At 57.8% G+C, this 19,328-nt stretch carries 17 protein-coding genes, 2 pseudogenes and 1 riboswitch; of the genes and pseudogenes, 17 read left to right on the top strand and 2 right to left on the bottom strand.

Annotated features, from left to right (window positions below):
- Nucleotides 1–59 precede the first annotated feature (59 nt).
- From G1C97_RS04335 to G1C97_RS04415, 17 genes and pseudogenes are all read left to right on the top strand, one after another.
- A complete protein-coding gene (locus tag G1C97_RS04335) occupies nt 60–908 on the top strand; it encodes a hypothetical protein (RefSeq protein ID WP_169240715.1) in 849 nt (282 codons plus the stop codon).
- A 97-nt stretch (nt 909–1,005) separates the two neighbouring features.
- The gene (locus G1C97_RS04340) at nt 1,006–1,845 is read left to right on the top strand and encodes a hypothetical protein (RefSeq protein WP_169240716.1); all 840 of its coding nucleotides are present in this window, start codon (nt 1,006–1,008) and stop codon (nt 1,843–1,845) included.
- A gap of 13 nt (nt 1,846–1,858) precedes the next feature.
- Nucleotides 1,859–2,974, top strand: coding sequence for a peptidoglycan-binding protein (locus G1C97_RS04345; RefSeq protein WP_169240717.1), 1,116 nt, complete (start codon nt 1,859–1,861; stop codon nt 2,972–2,974).
- Nucleotides 2,971–3,651 (top strand): ABC transporter ATP-binding protein, encoded by a 681-nt coding sequence (locus tag G1C97_RS04350; protein WP_169240718.1) that lies wholly within the window; start codon nt 2,971–2,973, stop codon nt 3,649–3,651. The genes G1C97_RS04345 and G1C97_RS04350 overlap by 4 nt, the downstream gene beginning before the upstream one ends.
- Before the next feature lie 10 nt (nt 3,652–3,661).
- Entirely contained in the window at nt 3,662–4,861 is a 1,200-nt protein-coding gene (locus G1C97_RS04355) for an ABC transporter permease (protein ID WP_169240719.1), read from the top strand.
- 60 nt (nt 4,862–4,921) lie between these two features.
- A complete protein-coding gene (locus G1C97_RS04360; protein WP_169240720.1) occupies nt 4,922–6,460 on the top strand; it encodes a DUF3375 domain-containing protein in 1,539 nt (512 codons plus the stop codon).
- A pseudogene (locus G1C97_RS04365) lies at nt 6,457–7,083 on the top strand (DUF4194 domain-containing protein); the annotation flags it as partial. The gene G1C97_RS04360 and the pseudogene G1C97_RS04365, both read left to right, overlap by 4 nt.
- Nucleotides 7,084–7,286: 203 nt before the next feature.
- The gene (locus G1C97_RS04370; RefSeq protein ID WP_169240722.1) at nt 7,287–10,814 is read left to right on the top strand and encodes an ATP-binding protein; all 3,528 of its coding nucleotides are present in this window, start codon (nt 7,287–7,289) and stop codon (nt 10,812–10,814) included.
- A gap of 129 nt (nt 10,815–10,943) precedes the next feature.
- Nucleotides 10,944–11,006, top strand: a riboswitch (guanidine-III (ykkC-III) riboswitch).
- A 30-nt stretch (nt 11,007–11,036) separates the two neighbouring features.
- On the top strand, nt 11,037–11,351 hold the full coding sequence (locus G1C97_RS04375; protein WP_169240723.1) for a DMT family transporter: 315 nt from the start codon (nt 11,037–11,039) through the stop codon (nt 11,349–11,351).
- A 235-nt stretch (nt 11,352–11,586) separates the two neighbouring features.
- Nucleotides 11,587–11,838, top strand: a complete 252-nt coding sequence (locus G1C97_RS04380; protein ID WP_169240724.1) for a hypothetical protein — start codon at nt 11,587–11,589, stop codon at nt 11,836–11,838.
- A gap of 164 nt (nt 11,839–12,002) precedes the next feature.
- A complete protein-coding gene (locus tag G1C97_RS04385; protein WP_169240725.1) occupies nt 12,003–12,404 on the top strand; it encodes a VOC family protein in 402 nt (133 codons plus the stop codon).
- Nucleotides 12,405–12,492: 88 nt separating this feature from the next.
- Nucleotides 12,493–13,830 carry a response regulator gene (locus tag G1C97_RS04390; protein WP_169240726.1) on the top strand — a complete coding sequence of 446 codons (1,338 nt, stop codon included), beginning with the start codon at nt 12,493–12,495 and terminating at the stop codon, nt 13,828–13,830.
- A 410-nt stretch (nt 13,831–14,240) separates the two neighbouring features.
- On the top strand, nt 14,241–14,537 hold the full coding sequence (locus G1C97_RS04395; protein ID WP_169240727.1) for an SdpI family protein: 297 nt from the start codon (nt 14,241–14,243) through the stop codon (nt 14,535–14,537).
- A 24-nt stretch (nt 14,538–14,561) separates the two neighbouring features.
- Nucleotides 14,562–15,050, top strand: a pseudogene (locus G1C97_RS04400) (GNAT family N-acetyltransferase).
- A 466-nt stretch (nt 15,051–15,516) separates the two neighbouring features.
- Nucleotides 15,517–16,044 (top strand): GNAT family N-acetyltransferase, encoded by a 528-nt coding sequence (locus G1C97_RS04405; RefSeq protein WP_169240894.1) that lies wholly within the window; start codon nt 15,517–15,519, stop codon nt 16,042–16,044.
- Complete coding sequence (locus tag G1C97_RS04410; protein WP_169240728.1) at nt 16,037–16,513, top strand: ASCH domain-containing protein; 477 nt, start codon at nt 16,037–16,039, stop codon at nt 16,511–16,513. The genes G1C97_RS04405 and G1C97_RS04410 overlap by 8 nt, the downstream gene beginning before the upstream one ends.
- 148 nt (nt 16,514–16,661) lie before the next feature.
- A complete protein-coding gene (locus G1C97_RS04415) occupies nt 16,662–17,300 on the top strand; it encodes a Type 1 glutamine amidotransferase-like domain-containing protein (protein WP_169240729.1) in 639 nt (212 codons plus the stop codon).
- A 26-nt stretch (nt 17,301–17,326) separates the two neighbouring features.
- On the opposite strand, the gene G1C97_RS04420 is transcribed toward G1C97_RS04415, so the two are convergent.
- The gene (locus G1C97_RS04420) at nt 17,327–18,643 is read right to left on the bottom strand and encodes an MFS transporter (RefSeq protein ID WP_169240730.1); all 1,317 of its coding nucleotides are present in this window, start codon (nt 18,641–18,643) and stop codon (nt 17,327–17,329) included.
- A 380-nt stretch (nt 18,644–19,023) separates the two neighbouring features.
- Nucleotides 19,024–19,152 carry a hypothetical protein gene (locus G1C97_RS12395; protein ID WP_277348145.1) on the bottom strand — a complete coding sequence of 43 codons (129 nt, stop codon included), beginning with the start codon at nt 19,150–19,152 and terminating at the stop codon, nt 19,024–19,026.
- Nucleotides 19,153–19,328 lie beyond the last annotated feature (176 nt).

Below are 19,328 nucleotides of genomic sequence, written 5' to 3' on the forward strand. Positions count from 1 at the left end.
TGGGGAGGTTGGATGAGGCTATCAACCGAAATATGAACCGTTCAATGAAAGGGACTGCCATGGCCACCAACCTCGATTTCAGCCACACTGTCAAACAATCACTTAGCCGTACGCTGGCCATCGGTATTGCCACAGGCCTATGTCTCGCGGCGCTCACCGGATGCTCCATGCCGTTCACCAACCAGTCGGCCGGCGCGAGCGACTCCGATACCGCTGCAGGTTCCGGCTCCAACACCACCGACAATCTCACGATCGACGCCAATGCCAAGAAGTTCGTCTCCTGCCTGACCGGAAAGGGCTTCGAGGCACAGGCCACGGCTTCCCCTGGCGTACCCGATAAGAACGGCAAGATGAAGACGCCAACCGCCAAGAACATGGTCATGCTGCGCATGCTCGACGCGAACGGTCAACCGGTTGAAGCCGCCGATAACGGCATGAGCGTGAACACCGATTCCACCACCCAGCAGATGTACGCCAATTCTATGTTCACTTCCATCGACTACGGCACGGTGTGGGTGGCGTTTAAAGATTCCACCGCACTAGCTGGCAGTCCTTACGAATCGAAGCGGCAGGATTATGCAGACTGCGAGGCCAAGAATCCGAACTTCGCCCAACCTGCACAGGACTTGAGCCAGACGCCAACCTATTCCGAAGCGGATAAGCAGGCCACACTCGACTTCGCCAAGAATGCCCGTGAAAAAGGCTTCAGCTGGGTGGCCGATCCGACCGGTAATGAGCCGACCACCATTCTCATTCCCAAAACCGTAAGCGAAGACGAATTACGTCGGTTCTTCAAGGAATGTCCTGTCGGCGACGCGCATATCACCTACGGCTTTGATGGAACGCCAGATGATTTCGGTTACGACTACACCAAAGTTATGGATGAAGCCATGGGAGTGGTCTCCTGAACGCGCATCCATCCGGCAATGAAGCACGGAATGCTTTCACATTAGTATCTCTTTGTATCCGATCGTTGATGATTGGAATGAGAAATTGGGGGACGCCATGAAACCGCATCAGGATATCGAGGGGCGGAACATTTGCCATAGATTCGAGCAGGTCATAGTCGGCACTACTGCGTCTGCACTGTGTCTGATCATGTTGGCGGCATGCTCATCGCCATTCACAGTGAACAGTGCAACCGATGCGGCTGCTGCTGACAAAACCGACACTTCCATCAGCACTTCGAACTCAAAGGATAGTGATGGGCCGAAAGAACCCAGTATCGAGGTCAAACGATTTGTATCCTGCCTTACCAGCAAAGGCTTCGATGCGCGATCGGTCGGATGGGACAATAATCAAGTAGGCGTGGTGGAACTCGATGCGGCCGGCAATCCCGCGCAATCCGAAATCAGATACCTTGAGGACGGCACAGAAGAGCATTACCATACAACGCCGCCTGAGCTCTATCCAAATGTTAAATCGTCAGGTGGCATCGGCAACAGCATCACCAAAGAGGACTGGAACTACGTGATCTTCCGGACCTCGACAGACATGGCCGGATCACCATACGCATCCAAACAAGCCGACTACGCTGCTTGTGAGACGGCAGTTCCTGACTTTTCGCAGTCAACGTTCAGTGCCACGGACCAAGATGCCAATGCATCGGAGGAAGATAAAGCCGCCGTATTGAAATACGCACAGGATGCCCGTACCAAAGGGTTCAGCTGGATTGCCGATCCGAGCGGCGAACACCCATTGACCATCGTGATCCCGAACACTGTGCCGGAAGAGGATGTACGGCGCTTCTTCCAAGAATGCCCGGCAAACGATACGCCCGTAATCTTCGGCTGGATAGGCGACTACCCATACGACACCTTCGCCGTACAACAGGCGGCACCTTGATAGGAGCATCATCATGACGCGAACGGAAGCACGACGATTCTCCAAACGCCGCAGAATCATCACCATCATCATGGTGCTCATCGCAGTGATAGGCCTCACCGCTACCTGCGTGATCACACGCCCGTGGACTCTTATCGGTCACATGACTGCTGGTAGTCAATCGTCTTCGCAGAACATAGATGTGACTACCTTGCGCGCGCAGCCGGTCACGAAAGGCGTGCTCAATGCCGAAACACGGTTAGGCGCGACTCTCCAATACGATGATGCCTCCGATTTCGCCGCCGCTACCGGCATCATCACCCAACTGCCGGTAGCCGGCAAGCAAATCAACACCGGTGAACAGGTGTATGAGATGGATGGCGTGCCGGTACCGCTCTTCCACGGCGAGCGCCCCTTCTGGCGCACTATCGAAGTGGGTATTGCGGATGGCCCGGATGTGACACAGTTGGAGCAGAATCTTAAGGAACTCGGTTTCTACAACGGTGAAGTCGGGCCGCATTACAATTGGTTGACCCGAGAAGCTATCAAACAATGGCAGCGGTCCCTCGGGCTCACCGGCGACGCGGTTAATGGGGTGTTCAATCCCGGATCGGTTGCTTTGGCATCTTCGGCTCCCATTCGTATCAAAACCGTGAACGCCAAACTTGGGGACACCAATGTAAGCCCTGCCAGTTACACGGGCGTGACCTTGCACGCGCAATCCACCATCACCGCGACCCAGGCTGCCACATTCAAAGCCGGAGACAAGGCGCAAGTGATTCTGCCGGATAATACCACAGTCGATACCACGCTCGCCGCCGTCGACCAAGGTGGCCAATCCACTGGCAAGGATGGGCAGGTCACCTCGCCATCCGTTCGCATCGATTTTCCCGACCAGACGAAGGTGGCGCAATTCGGCCCCGCAGCCATCCAAGTCGTCGTGCCAAACGCTGCAGCGGCAAACACGGAAACGCTGATCGTACCGGTCACCGCACTGATTGCCGGTGCAGGCAATTCGTATGCGGTTGAAGTAATTCGTGGTGACGAGATCAAACGCATCAGCGTTGAGATCGGATTGGTGGCGGGTGCCCAGGCACAAATCACCAAAGCCAACGGGCTGAAGGAAGGCGACAAGGTGGTGGTCTCATGATTGCACTACTGATGCTCGATGGTGTTACCAAAGCGTTTACTGGCAGGGACGGCAATCCGCTGGAGATTCTGCACAGCACGTCGTTGACCATTGGTCACGGCGAACGCATCGCCATCGTGGGCCCATCCGGTTCCGGCAAATCCACCTTGCTGTCTTTGCTGGGTACTTTGGATATGCCCACCTCCGGCACGTTGTCTTATGATGGCGCGGACGTGGCCGCAATGGGGGAGAAGCGTCGCAGCGAGCTCAGAGCCGCGCGCATCGGATTCGTGTTCCAACAGTTCCATCTCATTGCCACCGTCTCGGCTCTGGAGAATGTAATGACCGGACTGCAATACACTGCGTTGCCTCATGGCGCTCGTCGAGAACGGGCCACGGAAGCGCTGGAACAGGTCGGTCTTGGCGAACGCATATTCCACAAACCTTCCCAACTGTCCGGCGGAGAGCAGCAGCGAGTCGCCATAGCCCGTGCATTGGCCAAGCAGCCCGACATCATCTTCGCTGACGAGCCCACTGGCGCACTCGATACCGATACCGGCCGCGCCATCATCGAACTGCTCATGGGTGCTGCCGATCAAGGCGCAAGCCTTGTAGTCGTCACCCATGATCCCAGCATCGCCGCACGCTTCCCACGCCGTCTACATATCCAGGACGGTGTGGTTACGGAACTCGGATAAGGAGATAACCATGCGTAAGCCCTTCGTCACGCGTCTGGCCGATCTCCTGCACACGGCATGGATTGGCGCCACGGGCCGCATCTCACGTACCATTCTCGCCTCACTGGGCATCGCACTGGGCGTGGCCGCCTATGTGGCGCTCTCCGGCATCGCCGCATCCAACCAGGCCGCACTACTGGCTCAGCTTGATGCGCTCGGCGCGAACCTGCAGATTGTCTCTCCCGGCCAAGATGCCTCAGGCCAACCCGTACCCTTGCCGGAATACGCGCCCCAAACCATCGCCCGCCAACCCGATGTCGAACACGTCGGCGTATTCCTCACCCCGCCCAAAGATGCGCAAGTCTTCAAAAACGAGCTTGTCCCCAAGACGAACGGCAACGCGCTGGCCGTATCCGTCATGAAGCCGGGCGCTCTCCAAGCAGTCGACGCCGCGCTTGCCCAAGGCCATGGAATCAACACGCACAATGAAAACCTGCCGGTCGCGGTCCTTGGCTCCGAGGCGGCCTATCGGCTCGGCGTCAACCAGCCGGGCGACCGTATTCTCATCGACAACGAATGGTACGGCGTCATCGGCATTCTTGAAGCCACCCCGCAGGCGCAATCCATCAACTCATCCGTCATCATCGGAGCAGACTGGGCGATCAACCACTATCCCGACCAAAAGGAATCGATACAACAGATCAGCCAAATCTACGTGCGCACCAAACCGGGCAACGCCGAATCCCTGCGCCGCATCATCGCTCATGCGGCGAACCTTTCCGGAGGCAACGTATCCGTTGCGGCTTCGGCGAACCTGTCTCAGGCCCGCAATGCCACCAATGATTCACTTACCACGTTAGGACTTATGATCGGCGCCATCGCGTTCGCCGTGGGCGGCATGAGCATCGCGAACATGATGATCGTCACCGTGATGGAACGACGCGGAGAAATCGGATTGCGACGTGCGCTCGGTGCCACGCCCGGCAATATCCGTATGCAATTCGTTACGGAGGCGGCCTTATTGTCAGCTATCGGTGGATTGGCAGGCGTTGTAATCGGAGCAGTTACTGCCATGGGTGTTGCCATGAACGCCGGCCAGCCATTGACCTTGGATTGGGTCGGATTGCCTGCCGCATGGAGTGCCGCGGTGTTGGTCGGCATCATCGCCGGTCTCTACCCTGCTTCGCGCGCCGCTCGTCTGACACCCACGGAGGCGTTGCGCGGAGAGTAGTTCTTTCCTCCCAGTGTGCTAGCGTCGATACATTGTTCTGGCACGACGCAAAGGAGACGCATGGGCGATATCAGACGGGAAATGGAACGTCTGCGGCCGATTTACGAAACTGGTGTGCTCCGCTTGCTCTTGCGTCAGCATGCCATGCTGTATGTGGCGTTGCTGCGTTCAGCCTTCAACCCGTTGACCGGCGAGTTGCCGCGCGAAACCGTGGAGGAACGGTTCGCAAACAGTCTGGAACTGCTGGCCTCCAGCGGCGAATACATGCTGAAAGACCAGTCTTATGGAGAAGCTGCCCATCGTATTCTCGCCGATCTGACCCGTGAAGGTGAAGGCGACTACGCATGGCTCGCCAATTCGCATGATGCCGCCTCCCACCGATTCCTCTACAGGCTCACCGCTCGCGCGCATCGCGCCATCGAAGCGTTAAGCCGCTTGGAAGACGAATCCCGCGCATTGTCCGGCGCGCAGGCGAACAGCATCATCATGGAGATCGAACATGCACGCATGCAGTTGACGGCCGATCCGGGCGAACGAGTCAAACTGCTCAACAGCGAGATCAAGGAACGCAAACACGAGATCAAGCGCATCCAACAGGGCCAGCAGCATGCCACGTTGAGCCAGGCTCAGGTGGAGGATGTGATCGCCGTAATCCATAACACGTTGCGCGGCGTACCGATTGATTTGCGTGAACTGGTGCTCACCGAACGCGACAACGGCGATGCGTTGCGCCGCCGCATGCAGGCCGGAGACATGAGCGTGGACGAGACCCTGAACCGGTATCACGAGGAATATCGCCGCTCCTTCAGCGAATCCGATTCCGGCCGACGATTCGAAGACGCCTTCCAAGTGATCATCACCGACGAAGGCCGCCAACAGATCGACTCCGCGCTACGAGACATCGCCAAAACCCCGTACCTGGCAGGGGAGTCCGCAGCGCTATTGGGGCAGATTCGAGACGAACTCTCCCGCATCTATGACGGTATCGAAGCGGTACGCCATCAGATGCGCGTCTCCGACGAGGCAATCAGCCGACTGGTCCGCCAGCAGACCGATACGCGTTACCGTACGATGATGAGCCGCTTGAACCGACTCTATGTGAACCTCAACGCAGACGCGAAAGCCCATGCCGGCGACAATGCGCGACCGTATGGCACCGATACGGCGAGCGCCTTGTTCGCCCCACTGCCGATGCGTCCGGCACGTTCGATGACCTATACCGAAACCCCGGGCTTGGAATCCTCGATGGTAGCTGACCGCGAGGTTCCACAGGTCAATCTCAAGGATATGGTCGAAGGCGGAGGCCCACGGTTGCGACACATGGTGGAGCTCATTCGCCGCAATCCCGCCATCGAGCACGGCACAGTGAACGTGGCCGCCAGCTTCAATCGTCTATCTGAGCGGGAACGACGCGAAAGCGAAATCGTTGGATTCCTCGGAAGCCTGCCATCGGCATCAGCGGCAGACGAAGCTTCGGACGCCAATGCAGCCAACACGGTTTGGCATTGCGTCGCCTTGGATGGGATGTCCAGGGATTGGATCACCAGCCCGGTATGGGCAACATTGGAAGAACTTGACAGCATCGTGGAGGAAGGATGAGCATGAGCGAACCAGTCGCCAACCCATACGCCCTGTTTGAAGACGACCACGGCGATATGACCGCGGACGCGCGCATGGCCGCCATCGCCTTGAAACGCGAACGCTATATTTCCGGGCAACTCTATGATCTGGTCAACGACAATCGTGAGGCAGTGGAACGCTCGCTCAACAATGATCTGCTTGCTCTCGTGGTCAACGAACGCTACCGTATCATGTACGCCACTCCAGTGGCCAACGATAACGTGGCGTTGCGTGCTCTCAAAACCCGAGCCAGTCTGAAACGCGAGGAGGCGGCATTGCTCGCCTTCCTCCGTATCCGCGTGCTCGAATATGAGAACACGCGCACCGACCAGTCAGAATGGCTGGTGAGCTTCGAGGAGATTCGTGCCGCGCTCGCCTCGGGTGCCGGATATCTCGCCTCGCGCAACGATGAGGAAGGTGTATTGAAGCAGGTGGGCGCCATCGTTTCCGCGATGATCACCTACGGGTATCTGAATCGATTGGATGATGAGGCCATGTATCTCATCACCCCGTTGGTGCCTGTGGTGCTTGACCGCGAACTGGCCGATACTTGGCTGGATACTGCAGCGAGGAATCTGGGTGATACGACTGATTCGAGCGAATCGAATGCCATGGATGCCGGATCGGCGGAATCATCAGATGCCGATTCGAATGAACCAACTGACGATATCCCAGACGAAAGTCTCTTTACCGAACCATTGTTCGATGCCTCGGACGGTGACGCTCAAACGATGATTGGCAATGTCGACAATGAGCATGACGCCGCGAACGATACCGACAGCATTATGAAGGAAGGGGAGTGACGATGGCAGCCGCAGAACTGCAGATGATCGCCGACCGTTGGATGATGGTCAGCCGCAGACTCGTCAACTGGGGTTCCTACGAGGGCTACCATGAGTTCCGCCCCTCTACGGACTCCACCCTCCCCGTGACCCTGCTCGCCGGTGCCAGCGAATCCGGTAAATCCACGCTGGTGGATGCGCAGATCTCTCTGCTGTATCCGACCGGCACCCCGTTCAACAAGGCATCGAACTCCGGGCGCTCCGAGCGCAGCGACTATACGTATTTGCGGGGCATGATCGGCGTGGGCAGCACCGAGCACGGTGACGAACCCATCTACCTACGTGGCAAGGACAAGACGACTGGCGCGCCACAGGCGGTATGGGGCGCCATCGTGGACACCTATCGGAACCAGACTTCCGGGCAAATCCTGTCCTGCGCCAAATTCCTCTACCTGCAGCCCGGCGACGGCCGAGCCGATGTTCGCCGTCAATACGCGGTCTGGGGCAAGCCCATCGATCCCAGGCTCATGGACCCATACCGCGAATCCCCGTTCACGCCCGGCCAGTTGCGCGACACCTACCCCGACTGCCTGACCTTCCCCAGCGCTGAAGCTTTCCACAGTCACATCTGGTCGATCATGGGTTTGAGCGAGGAGGCCTGCCGGCTGCTGCATAAGATCCAGTCCGCAGACACACCATCCAAGCTCGACGACATCTTCAAACAAGGTGTACTTGGTGTGCCGGAGGCATTGGAACTCGCACGCACCGCGGTCGAGGATTACGAACGCTACGACGCGAACTTCCATGCGATGGAAGAGAAGACCAAGCGCATGGACGCGTTGCATGGCATCCAGGACGCCTACGGCGAGTATGCCAAAGCCAATAAGCGCGTACGTATGTTCGATATTGTGAAGTCGAACGATGATTCCACTGTGGAAGTGCCGGAAACGCTGCGTGATTGGGCCATGTCGCGTATGCGTGCGGAGGTCAGCATGCAGCTACCCATCGATCGCAGCGAAGCACAGGCCTACGAATCCGAAGCGCGCAATGCACGACGCAATGCGGAAAGCATGCGTGGCCGTATCGACATGATCCGCGGTCAGATGCAAGGATTGGACGGCGGCAACCTCACCCGCCTTGAAATGGAACTGAACCAAGCCAAGCGAGTGTTGGAGGAGTCCGAATCCACCCGCAAACGCATCGAACAAACGTTCGTATCCATAGATGAGCAGCTACCTGCCAGCGAACAGGCATGGACCGAACGACGTATCAACGCCGTGGACTTCAAACGAACCTACGACGAACGCGTCGGCGGATGCGAGGAACAGCTCGCCGCCGCCATGAACGCACGAGCAGCCGCCCGAGACACACTCGAAAAGCTGCAGCGTGACTACGATCGCCAGAAATCGCAACGCACCCGCATCACCCAGCACATGGACGAAACCCGAGCGATGCTGGCCCGCGCCACCGGACTTACCCCAGCGGATCTGCCCTATGTGGCCGAGCTCATGGATGTCAAGGAAACCGACGAACAATGGCGCATCGCCATGAACGTGGCCTACGGATCCATCGCACAAACCATTCTGGTAGACGAACGCCATGAACAAGGCTTCGCCGCCAAAGTCAGCACCATCGACCCGCACGCGATGAGCCGAAGCACCTGGCAATTCGTGGACACCACACGCGACTACGGGAACGCCGATAAAACCGACGTCGACGCGTCTGACGAAGACGAATGGCTTTCCGGCAAACTGCGTTACCGTGAGGATTCGCCATTCTCCGGATGGTTGCGCTCGCAGACCCAATCCGAACGTTACGATGCACTGTGCGTGACCATCGATGACAGCGACCATTCCACGCGCCAAGTGCAGACGGACGGTCAGATCAAATCCGGTGCACGCGGCCAACATGGCATCAAAGATCGCGCACAGGTCATCGGCTTCGTCAATGAAGCTTATCTGAAGAGTCTTGAGCAGCAGATCAGCCAGTCTCAGGAGGCATTGGAACAGGCGAACGACGATTACACGGCAGCCAAGCAGCAGTCGGATAAGCTGCACCGCGAACTCGAACTCGCCAACCAGCTTGCCTACACGTCCTGGGAGCGCATCGACATCGATGGAGCGCGCAAGACCATCGCGGATATCGAAGCTTCCATTGCCTCCATCAAGAACGATCCCAAGCTCGCCGAACTTGCCGCGCGCAAGGATGAGCTGACCGCTGAATTGGAGCAATTGGACGAACGCCACATGCAAGCCGAACAATCCGCGACCTCGGCCTCACAGGCTGTCGAAGCGGCACTCCTGTGGCTGAATCATCATGCGAATACAACGCAAGAGCAGACCGGCGTAGAAACTACGACTGTACCGGCTGTGCCAAACGAGGTGGCTGCAGCGCTCGCTGAAGCCTATGAGAATCGCTTCGCAGGCTTGGAAGACGCGGCGATGCGTGCGCATATGATTATTGGCGCTGGTGCTGCTTCGTCTGATTTCGCCGAACGCGTGCTCGACGGCATGGTCAAGGATATTGATGCGCGCATCGCCATGTTGAAGGCGCAAGCCGATGCTGCACGTACGACCGTCGAATCGAAGATGAGCGCCTACATCGGCATCTGGGCGGCGGATGACGATGCGCTCACCGCCAGCGTGGAAGATTACCGCTATTACCTTGATGAGCTCGAAAGCCTCACGCAACTGGCTGCGACCACAGCCACAGAAACCGAATACCATCGTTGCCTCGAACAGTTGCTGATGAGCTTCCTGACCATCAAACGCGCCATCGATACGGATGCCACCGACATCCATGACCAGCTCGATCGCATCAATGCCATGCTCAAAGGCCAACAATTCGGCCCCAAGCACGGCAGCCTGTCCCTGCAGGCGGATGTGCGGCGGCCGGAGCGCGTGTTCTCCAGCCAACTCACGCGGGCCATCGGCGTCTTGAACGATTGGAAGAGCACTGTAGGAGAATCGGATGATTCGGCAAGGCGCACCGAGTCCCGCCGTGCCTTCGCCGCCTGCGCTCCGATGATCGCGTTGCTGAAGGACGAGCTTGCTCAAGTCAAGGATGCGAATGGCATCAAACAGTATGGCGCCCGCAATTTGGACCCGCGTTGCCGCTCCTCGTTCTATGCCATCGTGCATCATGCTGATGGCCCGGACGAGCGCATCACCTCGACCGGTGGTCGATCGGGCGGTGCCTTGCAGGAGCTCACTTCGTTCGTATATGGTGCCGCGCTGATCTACCTGCTGGGCGGCGGTATGGAGAATCGATTGAAACCGAGCTACACCACATTGTTCCTCGACGAGGCATTGATCAAGGCCGACGGCCGCTATACGCAGCGTGCCCTGAGCGTGTTGCCACGTCTCGGATTCCAGGTCATCGTTTCCGCTCCGGAAAGCAAGACCGGCGAAATTCTGGAAGTCTCCACCAAGGCCTACGTCACCTACAAAGATTCGGCCACCGGACTCACCTCGCTTCGTGAGGCCACCTGGAGCAGGTATGTGGATGCGTTCGACGAAGCCGGGGACGAAACCACAAAAGGTGAAGCCTGATTATAGGCGGCTTACATACGACCGCAGCCGTCTATGCGTGGCCGACTACCCGTGTGGAATGAGGCTTCATGCAGCGAACAGGATGCCAGATTCTGACGCTCAACATGAGAACATGTGCTATGCTCGCATGTTGAGCTTGTTTGCCAGCTCCCGGACGATGGACAAGTACCCGGTTTGACAAGACTTGCCGTAGACCACCGAAACCAAGGAGTATGGCAAGTCATGGCATGGATCATTCTCATCCTCTCCGGCATCTGCGAATCCGTGTGGGCGATTGCGCTTGATCGTTCGGAAGGATTCACCCGTATCGTTCCCGTTATCGTGTTCGTGCTCGGCCTGACCGCCAGCATGGGAGGGCTTGCCTACGCGATGAGGCATATTCCCATCGGCACATCGTATGCGATCTGGGTTGGTATCGGTGTGGCGGCCACTGCAGTCTATGGCATGATCAGCGGCGAACAGAGTGCTTCCTTGCCTCGAATCGTACTGCTTTCCGGATTGGTCGCCTGCGTTATCGGGCTTAAGTTCGTCGACTAACCGGTCGGGAGCGAAACCTACGTTCGTATAACACGCAACGGAGTGTAGGACCTTCACTATCCATACCGGATTCCGATAAAGCCACCGTTTCCTGCCAATAATTCATTTTTGCCAGCATCCGCATTTCATGCATTCCGCGCCGGAATGATTGATAAAAGTGCGTATTGGCAGAGTCGCTCCTGAATGTCTCCGACAACGCGTTAACCACCGCATATCTCATCATGAAAGGTTTCTTATGCAATTCATCAAAGACAATTCTCATCCCTTCGATTACGTGGAGCGTCTGGCCGGATGCCCGTCCGGTTTCGAGGCACGTATCGTGCGCTTCACCAAGGATCTTCCCTTCAACGCGACGGTCATCATGCCACCTAATCAGGTGCCAGCAGACGCCGACTTCGAACTCGTCGGCGATCACGCCGTCCTCCACCACATAACCCCCGACCTTGCCGACGCCGAAGATTGGATCATGGCTTGGATCTGCCGCTGACGAATGGCGGCCTCGCACATGGCCTCCACATCGTGAATACGGTCGCAGCCTGAGGACGAGCATCAGCCGTGCGGCTTGGAGGCTACCAATACATTCCCGTACGTCAACCAGTCGCAAACACGCCGTAAATGAGTCTTTGAACACTGCCGCGTACAGTGACAGTCATGTTGGATCACATCACGCTACACGTACGGGACATAAATCGCAGTATCGAGTTTTATCAGGCCGCGCTCGCTCCGCTGGGATACATTGCCAAAGCGCATCACGAACCGACAATCGGATTCGGCATGGACGATGGAACGCCCCACTCCGATTTCTATGTTTCGCCGAAGGATAATGCGGAAGACTCACCGGTCACTCATATCGCGTTTCTTGCACCTGATCGTGCGGCCGTGCAGGCGTTCTATCGGGCCGCGCTCGCAGCCGGCGGACGAGACAATGGGGCTCCTGGTCCACGGCTTTACCATCCCGGCTACTATTCGGCGTTCGTACTGGATCCGGACGGCAATAACATCGAGGCCGTGGTCGACTGGTCCGGTTGGTTCAAGGACCATCAAGAACACTGATGTGTCTCGCGAAAAGTAATGCGAGACAATTCATCAAGGAACAACCACGATATGCCGTGACATGGAAGTATGGAGAAGTAGACGACATATGTACAACGGTGAGCGGTTTAGCCTCGCGATAGTGGATAACGATCAGCTAACGTTGAAGATGCTGACGGTGCTGATTCGACGGAAACTTCCCAATGCAGACTTGACATGGGTGTGCCGGACTGGCCGGGATGCGGTTACCCGTTGCCTGTCTGCTGACTCCCAGCTGGATGTGCTGCTGGTGGACATGTCGCTGGAGGGGTTGAGCGGCGTTGAGGTGTGCCGGCAGATTCGTGCGGCGACGGCCGATGTCGTACTGATTGGAGTCACGTCGTTTTCTCTGGAGCATTATGCCGCCGACGCGTTGGCGGCGGTCGGCCGGTACGGCAGATCGCGATGGTGGTGTCTGATGCCGCCGGCAATCGCCGCAGTGCGTTGGGTGGTCGCGGCTCGCGCCGGGATTCCGTTCGGTGATTACGCGATATTACTGGTGTCGTTCTTCGTCGTGTACATGTTCGGCCGTGCGATGTCATGGAGGGCTACGGCAGTGCAGGCGGAACAGGATCGACTGCGTTACGAGCGGGAGCGCGATCGGGTGGAGGCCATGCGTCGTGACGCGCGGGCCGCGAGCCGGATCCACGACGCGGTGACAAACGACCTCGCGTATGTGGCCATGCGATTGGACTACGAACGATCACGCTCAGGGAACGATGAGCAACATGCGGCGTTGTTCGACGACCTGTACCAACGCACGATCGACACGCTCGGCGAAGTGCGCACGGTCATCAACATGCTCGACGGCAACGGTGACGGCTCTGATAGCGAATCAGTCCGCGATCACGTTGGGAATGGTCATGGCGACGGCGTTGTTTTCCGACGAAGTGATGCCAACATCGGTAATAGTGAGGTCGACGCCAGCGGTATTGGTGTAATAGACAATATGGCTACGACATCTTCGTCTTGCACGGCATTTCCCGAGTGCGTCCGTGACGTGCTGGAACACGGTGACCAATACCTTGCCCAGCTCGGCTTCACCGGCGACTCAACGCTGATTGACAACTCGACCGCGGACGAGCCAGCGGATATGGACAACGTCACTCGCGAGCGAGGGTCCGCAGTGATCGACATGCTGCGCGAGTTGTACACCAACATCGCCGTGCACGGCGACCTGTCCGGCGAATACCGTGTGGTCGTGCACCGCAACCGTGACGGTCTATCCGTCGATCAGGTCAACGACATCGCCGCACAATCATTGTTGCCCGACAAACCCCACTCCGGCAAAGGACTGTCCCTGCACCGCTCGCGGTTCGCCGCTCTCGGCGGTTCGATCAGCGCCTCCGCCGAAGACGGCACGTGGATTCTGCACGCGACTTTGCCGTCCGATTCGTCTCAGCAGTAAGCCGCCCACGGTTCCCGGTTCCCTAATCCGTTGTCATGCGATTGCTTGACAACACGTTGTATGCGCACACGATGCATGTCACTATGGAACTTGTATCACAGGCGGCTTCAAACGTCACCGTTGTCGTCTTTGGTTGACAGGGATTCCTATAAGTGGCGCGATTCCCTTTCCACGGCCATCATGGTCGTATGGGAAAGTGTCGGGCCTTGAAGAGGAGGCTGGGTCATGGCCGATAATACCGTGCAGCTGATGGCGGTCTTCGAACCAAACAAATGATGGTTACCACTGTCTACCTCTGAAATGGAGCAGTACCGGAAAGGACTCGAATCATGCTCATCATATTGACTGCTTTGTTTGCATGGTCAGCACAGTTGTGCTTTTCCGCCTATCGGGATGCAAGGAATGGCCGGTTGGAGCGGAATTACCAGATTGGTATCAAGACGCGTTGGACCAACGCATCAGATGAAACCTGGAAATACGTCCATCGCAAGTATGCGTTCGTGTTCCTCGACTGTGGCGTATTGGTCTCTCTGATGCCGGTGGACGTGCTGATCGGCATGATCGCGACCCGTGACATCAATACCATGAGCATGATCTGGTGGTGGATTCTTCTTGCTCTTGCCGTCATGCTCGTCACTTGGCTTGCCGTATGCGGGATCATCGCGAATCTCGACGCAAAAAGGCATTATCTGGAATCGAACATATGAAGATATTCGGAAGGAAGGATAGACATGACGATTAGTATTGCCCCGATCGAACCTCAATGGTTCGAGGAGAAGGCGCAGGTGCAGTCCCAGACATGGCGGGAGCTCAACCAGGGCAAGATTTCGCAGGAGATCGTGGACGCCATCACCCCGCAGTTCGCGTTGAAACTCACCGAAGCCCACGCCAAGGACCCCGATCAGGTTGTTCTGGTGGCGCTTGACGACGATCACGTGATCGGGTTCGCGGAACTATTGCGCACTCCACGCCCTCCGGCCGATCGTCCCGAGGCGGCGGAACTGGCCTCGCTATAGGTGTTGGCTGACCGGCATAGGCGGGGCGTCGGATACATGCTCGTCGAGGTTGGCAAACAGGCCATCGGCAACGACAGGCTTGTCCTATGGGTCGCCGGGTTCAACGCCAACGCACAGGGCTTCTACCGGCACATTGGTTTCCGCGAGACCGGCCGCACTCAAACCGAGGACATGGGACCGGAATTCGAAATGACCAACTACTGAGCTACCATCGATTGCCGGCGAGCGCTAGATATCCCGCATGTCTCTGACCACTCTGGCACGACTGCCAGGGACATTTCGGACGCGCATGATCAGGGACCATACAGGTATGTTTCATATACGGTGAACGCACACTGAAGTCGTATGGAGACTCACGTCCTGTGGCGAGTCACAAAGTGGTGAATAGTTAGAGGGAAACAGAGATCATGACTGGTCAGCGACGGCGATCAAGGTGGGAAGTATCGGCTGTTGATGCCGATAACGCCGGCCTGTCCGTTCAGTGTGAAACTGCCCGTATCACCGCGTACACCAACGCCACGCAGCCTAGGGTGAACAGGAAGCGGTGATTCACGCCAATTGAAGCGGAATCCGTCAACCAAAGACGACAGCGGACAACAGGAACGCGATAACCCGGATGGCCGAGTGTAATGTAATCCGCATCCGGGAAAGGGGAGTAAGAGAGATGACTATGCGGCTGATCGAGACCTGGCTGGCGGACCAGGAGCGGGCGTTCGACCTGTTCGCAAAGTTTCCGGCGGAGGAGACAGGCTTTGAGAACCCGGCGGCCGGCATGAACCGTAAGCAGTTCGCCTCATACGTGCAGGGCTTGCGCGATGAGTCGATGGGCGTTGGCCTGCCAGACGGCTGGGTGCCGGCCACCAAATACATCCTCGTCAACGACGAAGGCGAGTACGTGGGTATCTTCAACCTGCGTCACCGTCTCGCCGACTTCCTGCGCAACGGTCCGGGACATATTGGCTACGGTATTGCCTGCGAATACCGGGGTCGCGGCTACGCGACCTCCGGACTGAAGCTCACGCTTGCCAAGGCGCGCGCACTCGGCATCAAGGAAGCATACTTGTGCGTGCATAAGACCAATCCGGCGAGCCTCGCCGTGCAGCGACATTGCGGCGCACGCATCGACCATGAGGACGAACGGGAATACTATACGCGCATCGACACGAGTGCGCGGACGGAAACGATGGCCGATGAGTGACGACACGACGAGAACGCGTCTACCGTTGCCGCCGGAATATGCGGATCTGCCGAAGGCCGAGTTCATGGCACCAGGACTCGAACGCGACCGGCTGGTTGGACTGATCCTTGACGGCACGAAGACCGCCACAGTCGCACTGTTGCGCGATTACACAGAATGCGGCGATCCTTTACCACGCGTCGGCGACCGCTCCGTTCTGGTCGATTCCAACGAACAAGGCGTGGCGATACTGGTCGTCACCGGCGTCACCGTGGCCCGGCTGGGCGATGTCACCGATCAGCACGCGTCGGCGGAAGGCGAAGGCGACACGACCGCGACGCAATGGAGACGCACGCATGAAGCATATTGGAACTCCTCGGAATACCGTTCCTGCTTTGCCGATCCAGCGTTCGCGATCGACGACGATACGCTCGTCGTACTCGAATATTTCAAGGTCGAGAATATGTCATGCCGGTCGTGCTGTTCTTGACGTGGCTACCGGAATAATTGTGCACGGTGTGCGCGGCAATCACCTACCGCCGATAACCGATGCTCTCGGAACGAAGCATCCTATGGCGCATCTCTCAGAAAGTATGTGTTACAGAAAACGGTCGAATCGCCTATTACGGTCGGGAAATATGAGCAAGCTGCTGTTGACATCATTGTTCGCGAATGTGGCCTCGCTTCTGCCCGAATGCATGCCCGAGGTTGTGGGTTCTGGCACCACCGTCGCCTTCATTCCCACGGCAAGCCGAGCATCATGGCTGCGATTCCATGTACGTGCGGCCGAACGGGCATTCGAACGCTTGGGAGTCAAAGTCGATGTGTTGGATGTGACGACCGAAACCCCTGACGAAATCCGACGCCGTATCGACCGTGACGACCTGATCTACATATCCGGCGGCAATACGTTCTACCTGCTGCAGGAATTGCGGCGGCATGATGCCGATACCGCGATCCGCGAAGCGGTGATCTCGGGAAAGCCGTATGTGGGGGAGTCCGCCGGCTCGGTCATCGCCGCGCCGAACATCGCCTACATCCATTGGATGGACAGCACGGCGAAAGCCCCCGACTTGCACGGCTACGCGGATTGCACCGCGCTCGGATTGGTCGGCTTCCGCCCGGTACCGCATTGGGGAAGCCTGCCGTTCATGGCATCCACTCGCACCATCATGAGCAAATACGACGGGCGGTACGCGATGAAACCGATGCGCAACGATGAGGCGATTCTGGTAGGAGAGGGCACACCGCGATTACTGCGAGGTATCCTCGCGTGATTGCCGTACACAGTCGGCCGTCACCCTTACAGTTCGGCCTGCTCCCATTGTGCCGGCAGTGGGATGCCCCTCGTCGGGGTGATGCAGGCAAGTAGCAGGCCGAAACCCGCGCATGCGACGACCAGTATCATGACCGCTCGGAAACCGAACCCTGATGCTTGCAACAACCAGCCGACCAGTGCCGGCGTCACAGCTCCGGGAATACCTATCGTGGTTTCGAACACGGTGGACACCCTGCCCTGCATACGGTCCGGCGTGCGTCCATAGATGAACCCGAGTTCGCCGGCGTTCAACGCGGGGAACAACAGGGAGGCCGCCGTCGTGCACGCCACGATTACCCCGTACGAGTCGGTGAACAGCAGGGGAGTCATCGCGAGCGCGAACATGGCGAAGGTGAGCATGATGAGCCTGCCGGTCGGGATGTGATCGACCAGCCAGCCGGCGGCCAACGAGCCGACCAATGCCGCGATTCCGGTGGACGTGCCGACCAGTCCGATGAGCGCCGCGTCCGTGCCGCGGGCGGCGAGCATGATCTGCACGCCGATGATGCTCCCGTAGCAGGCGATGTTGATGATCATGCCCTGCGCGATGGCCGCGAGAATCGTCCGTCTGGTCAGCGTCCATTTCCAGCCTTCAACGAACTGGGTGAGGAATGACGGGTGGTCCGTCTGTCTATCGGTGTCCGTCTGATTCGATGTTCTGCTCTCGACTGGAACTGCCGTCCTTTTCGGCAATGCCAGAGCGGTGAGGGCCGCCGTCAGATACAGCAGAGCGGACGCGATGAACGGGAACCATCCGGCGATCCGGTACAGCAGTCCGCCGATCGCGCCGCCGGATAGTTCGACGCAGGATTCACGCGCCTCGCGTATCGCCTGCGCCTTGGCGAACCGTTCCATCGGCACGATCGACTTGAGCATCGCATCATTGGATGGCCCTAACAGTCCGTTCATCACGGCGAACAACACGACAAACAGAGCGAACAGAATCGTGGTCATCATGTCGGCGGCAAGCAGGACGGTCGTCGCAAGGGACAGACCCATGCCGACGAATCCGAGCAGGATCATCAACAGTCTGCGGTCGTGACGGTCGGCGATCGCGCCGCCGATGGACATCAATACCAGTCTCATGGTCGATTCGATGGTGACCAACAGACCCGATACAAACGTCGAGCCGGACAGGGCAAGACCAATTAATGGTATGGCGAACGTACGCAGACTGACCGCGAACACGTCGGCCGTGTCGGCGATGAACCAGTTGCGGTATGCGGCCAGGCTCCACAACGAACGGGAGCCGTGTGCAACGTTGGCAGGGGAGTGAGCAGACGAGTGAATATCGGTGTTCATGGTGAAACTCGTTTCATGACTGCCATGAACGGCATGCGACGGCCAATCGGTTACGGCCGATTATGACGATCGCGGATACGCGTTCATGGGATGCGTTCTGAAATCAGGCATAACGACCTATCGCGCGAGTCCGAACCGGCACGCGGCGATAGGGAAGAGACGGGAAAACGAAACCGTCAATCCGTCTAGTCGTATGCGAAGGATTGCAGAACGACGTACATGCAAATCTCCCTTGAACAATGACAACGCTGTCCCGTTGCGGAAACTCTTCCAAACAATTGCTGCCGCAACGCTATTGATACGTATTCATGATAAACCGCTGAAACCTAGTAAAACGCCGTTTCTCAAGTCCCTGATCCAAAGTTGACCGCGGAATGGCATCAGTTCATGCCGGCCTTATACCAGAGAACGGCGATGTTGACGCGGGGCGTGAGAATGTCATCATCGCCGGCCGCAACCGAGCGAATGGCCTTATACAAGTTCGCGGTGTGCACATCCTTGCGCGGCATGAGCGTAAAACCCATACGTGTGGCAAGCTGATCATTCTGAACGGGACCGTCGTTTCTTGCGGTTACGGTCAGTGTCCCGCCGCCTGTATGGTCCCATGAAATGACGATACAATGCAGCCCGCTGCCATAACGGATGGCGTTGGTAGCGATCTCGCGGGTCACTATGAAGCAATGGT

It is taken from the genome of Bifidobacterium olomucense (assembly GCF_012932375.1).
Classification (GTDB): Bacteria; Actinomycetota; Actinomycetes; order Actinomycetales; family Bifidobacteriaceae; genus Bifidobacterium; species Bifidobacterium olomucense.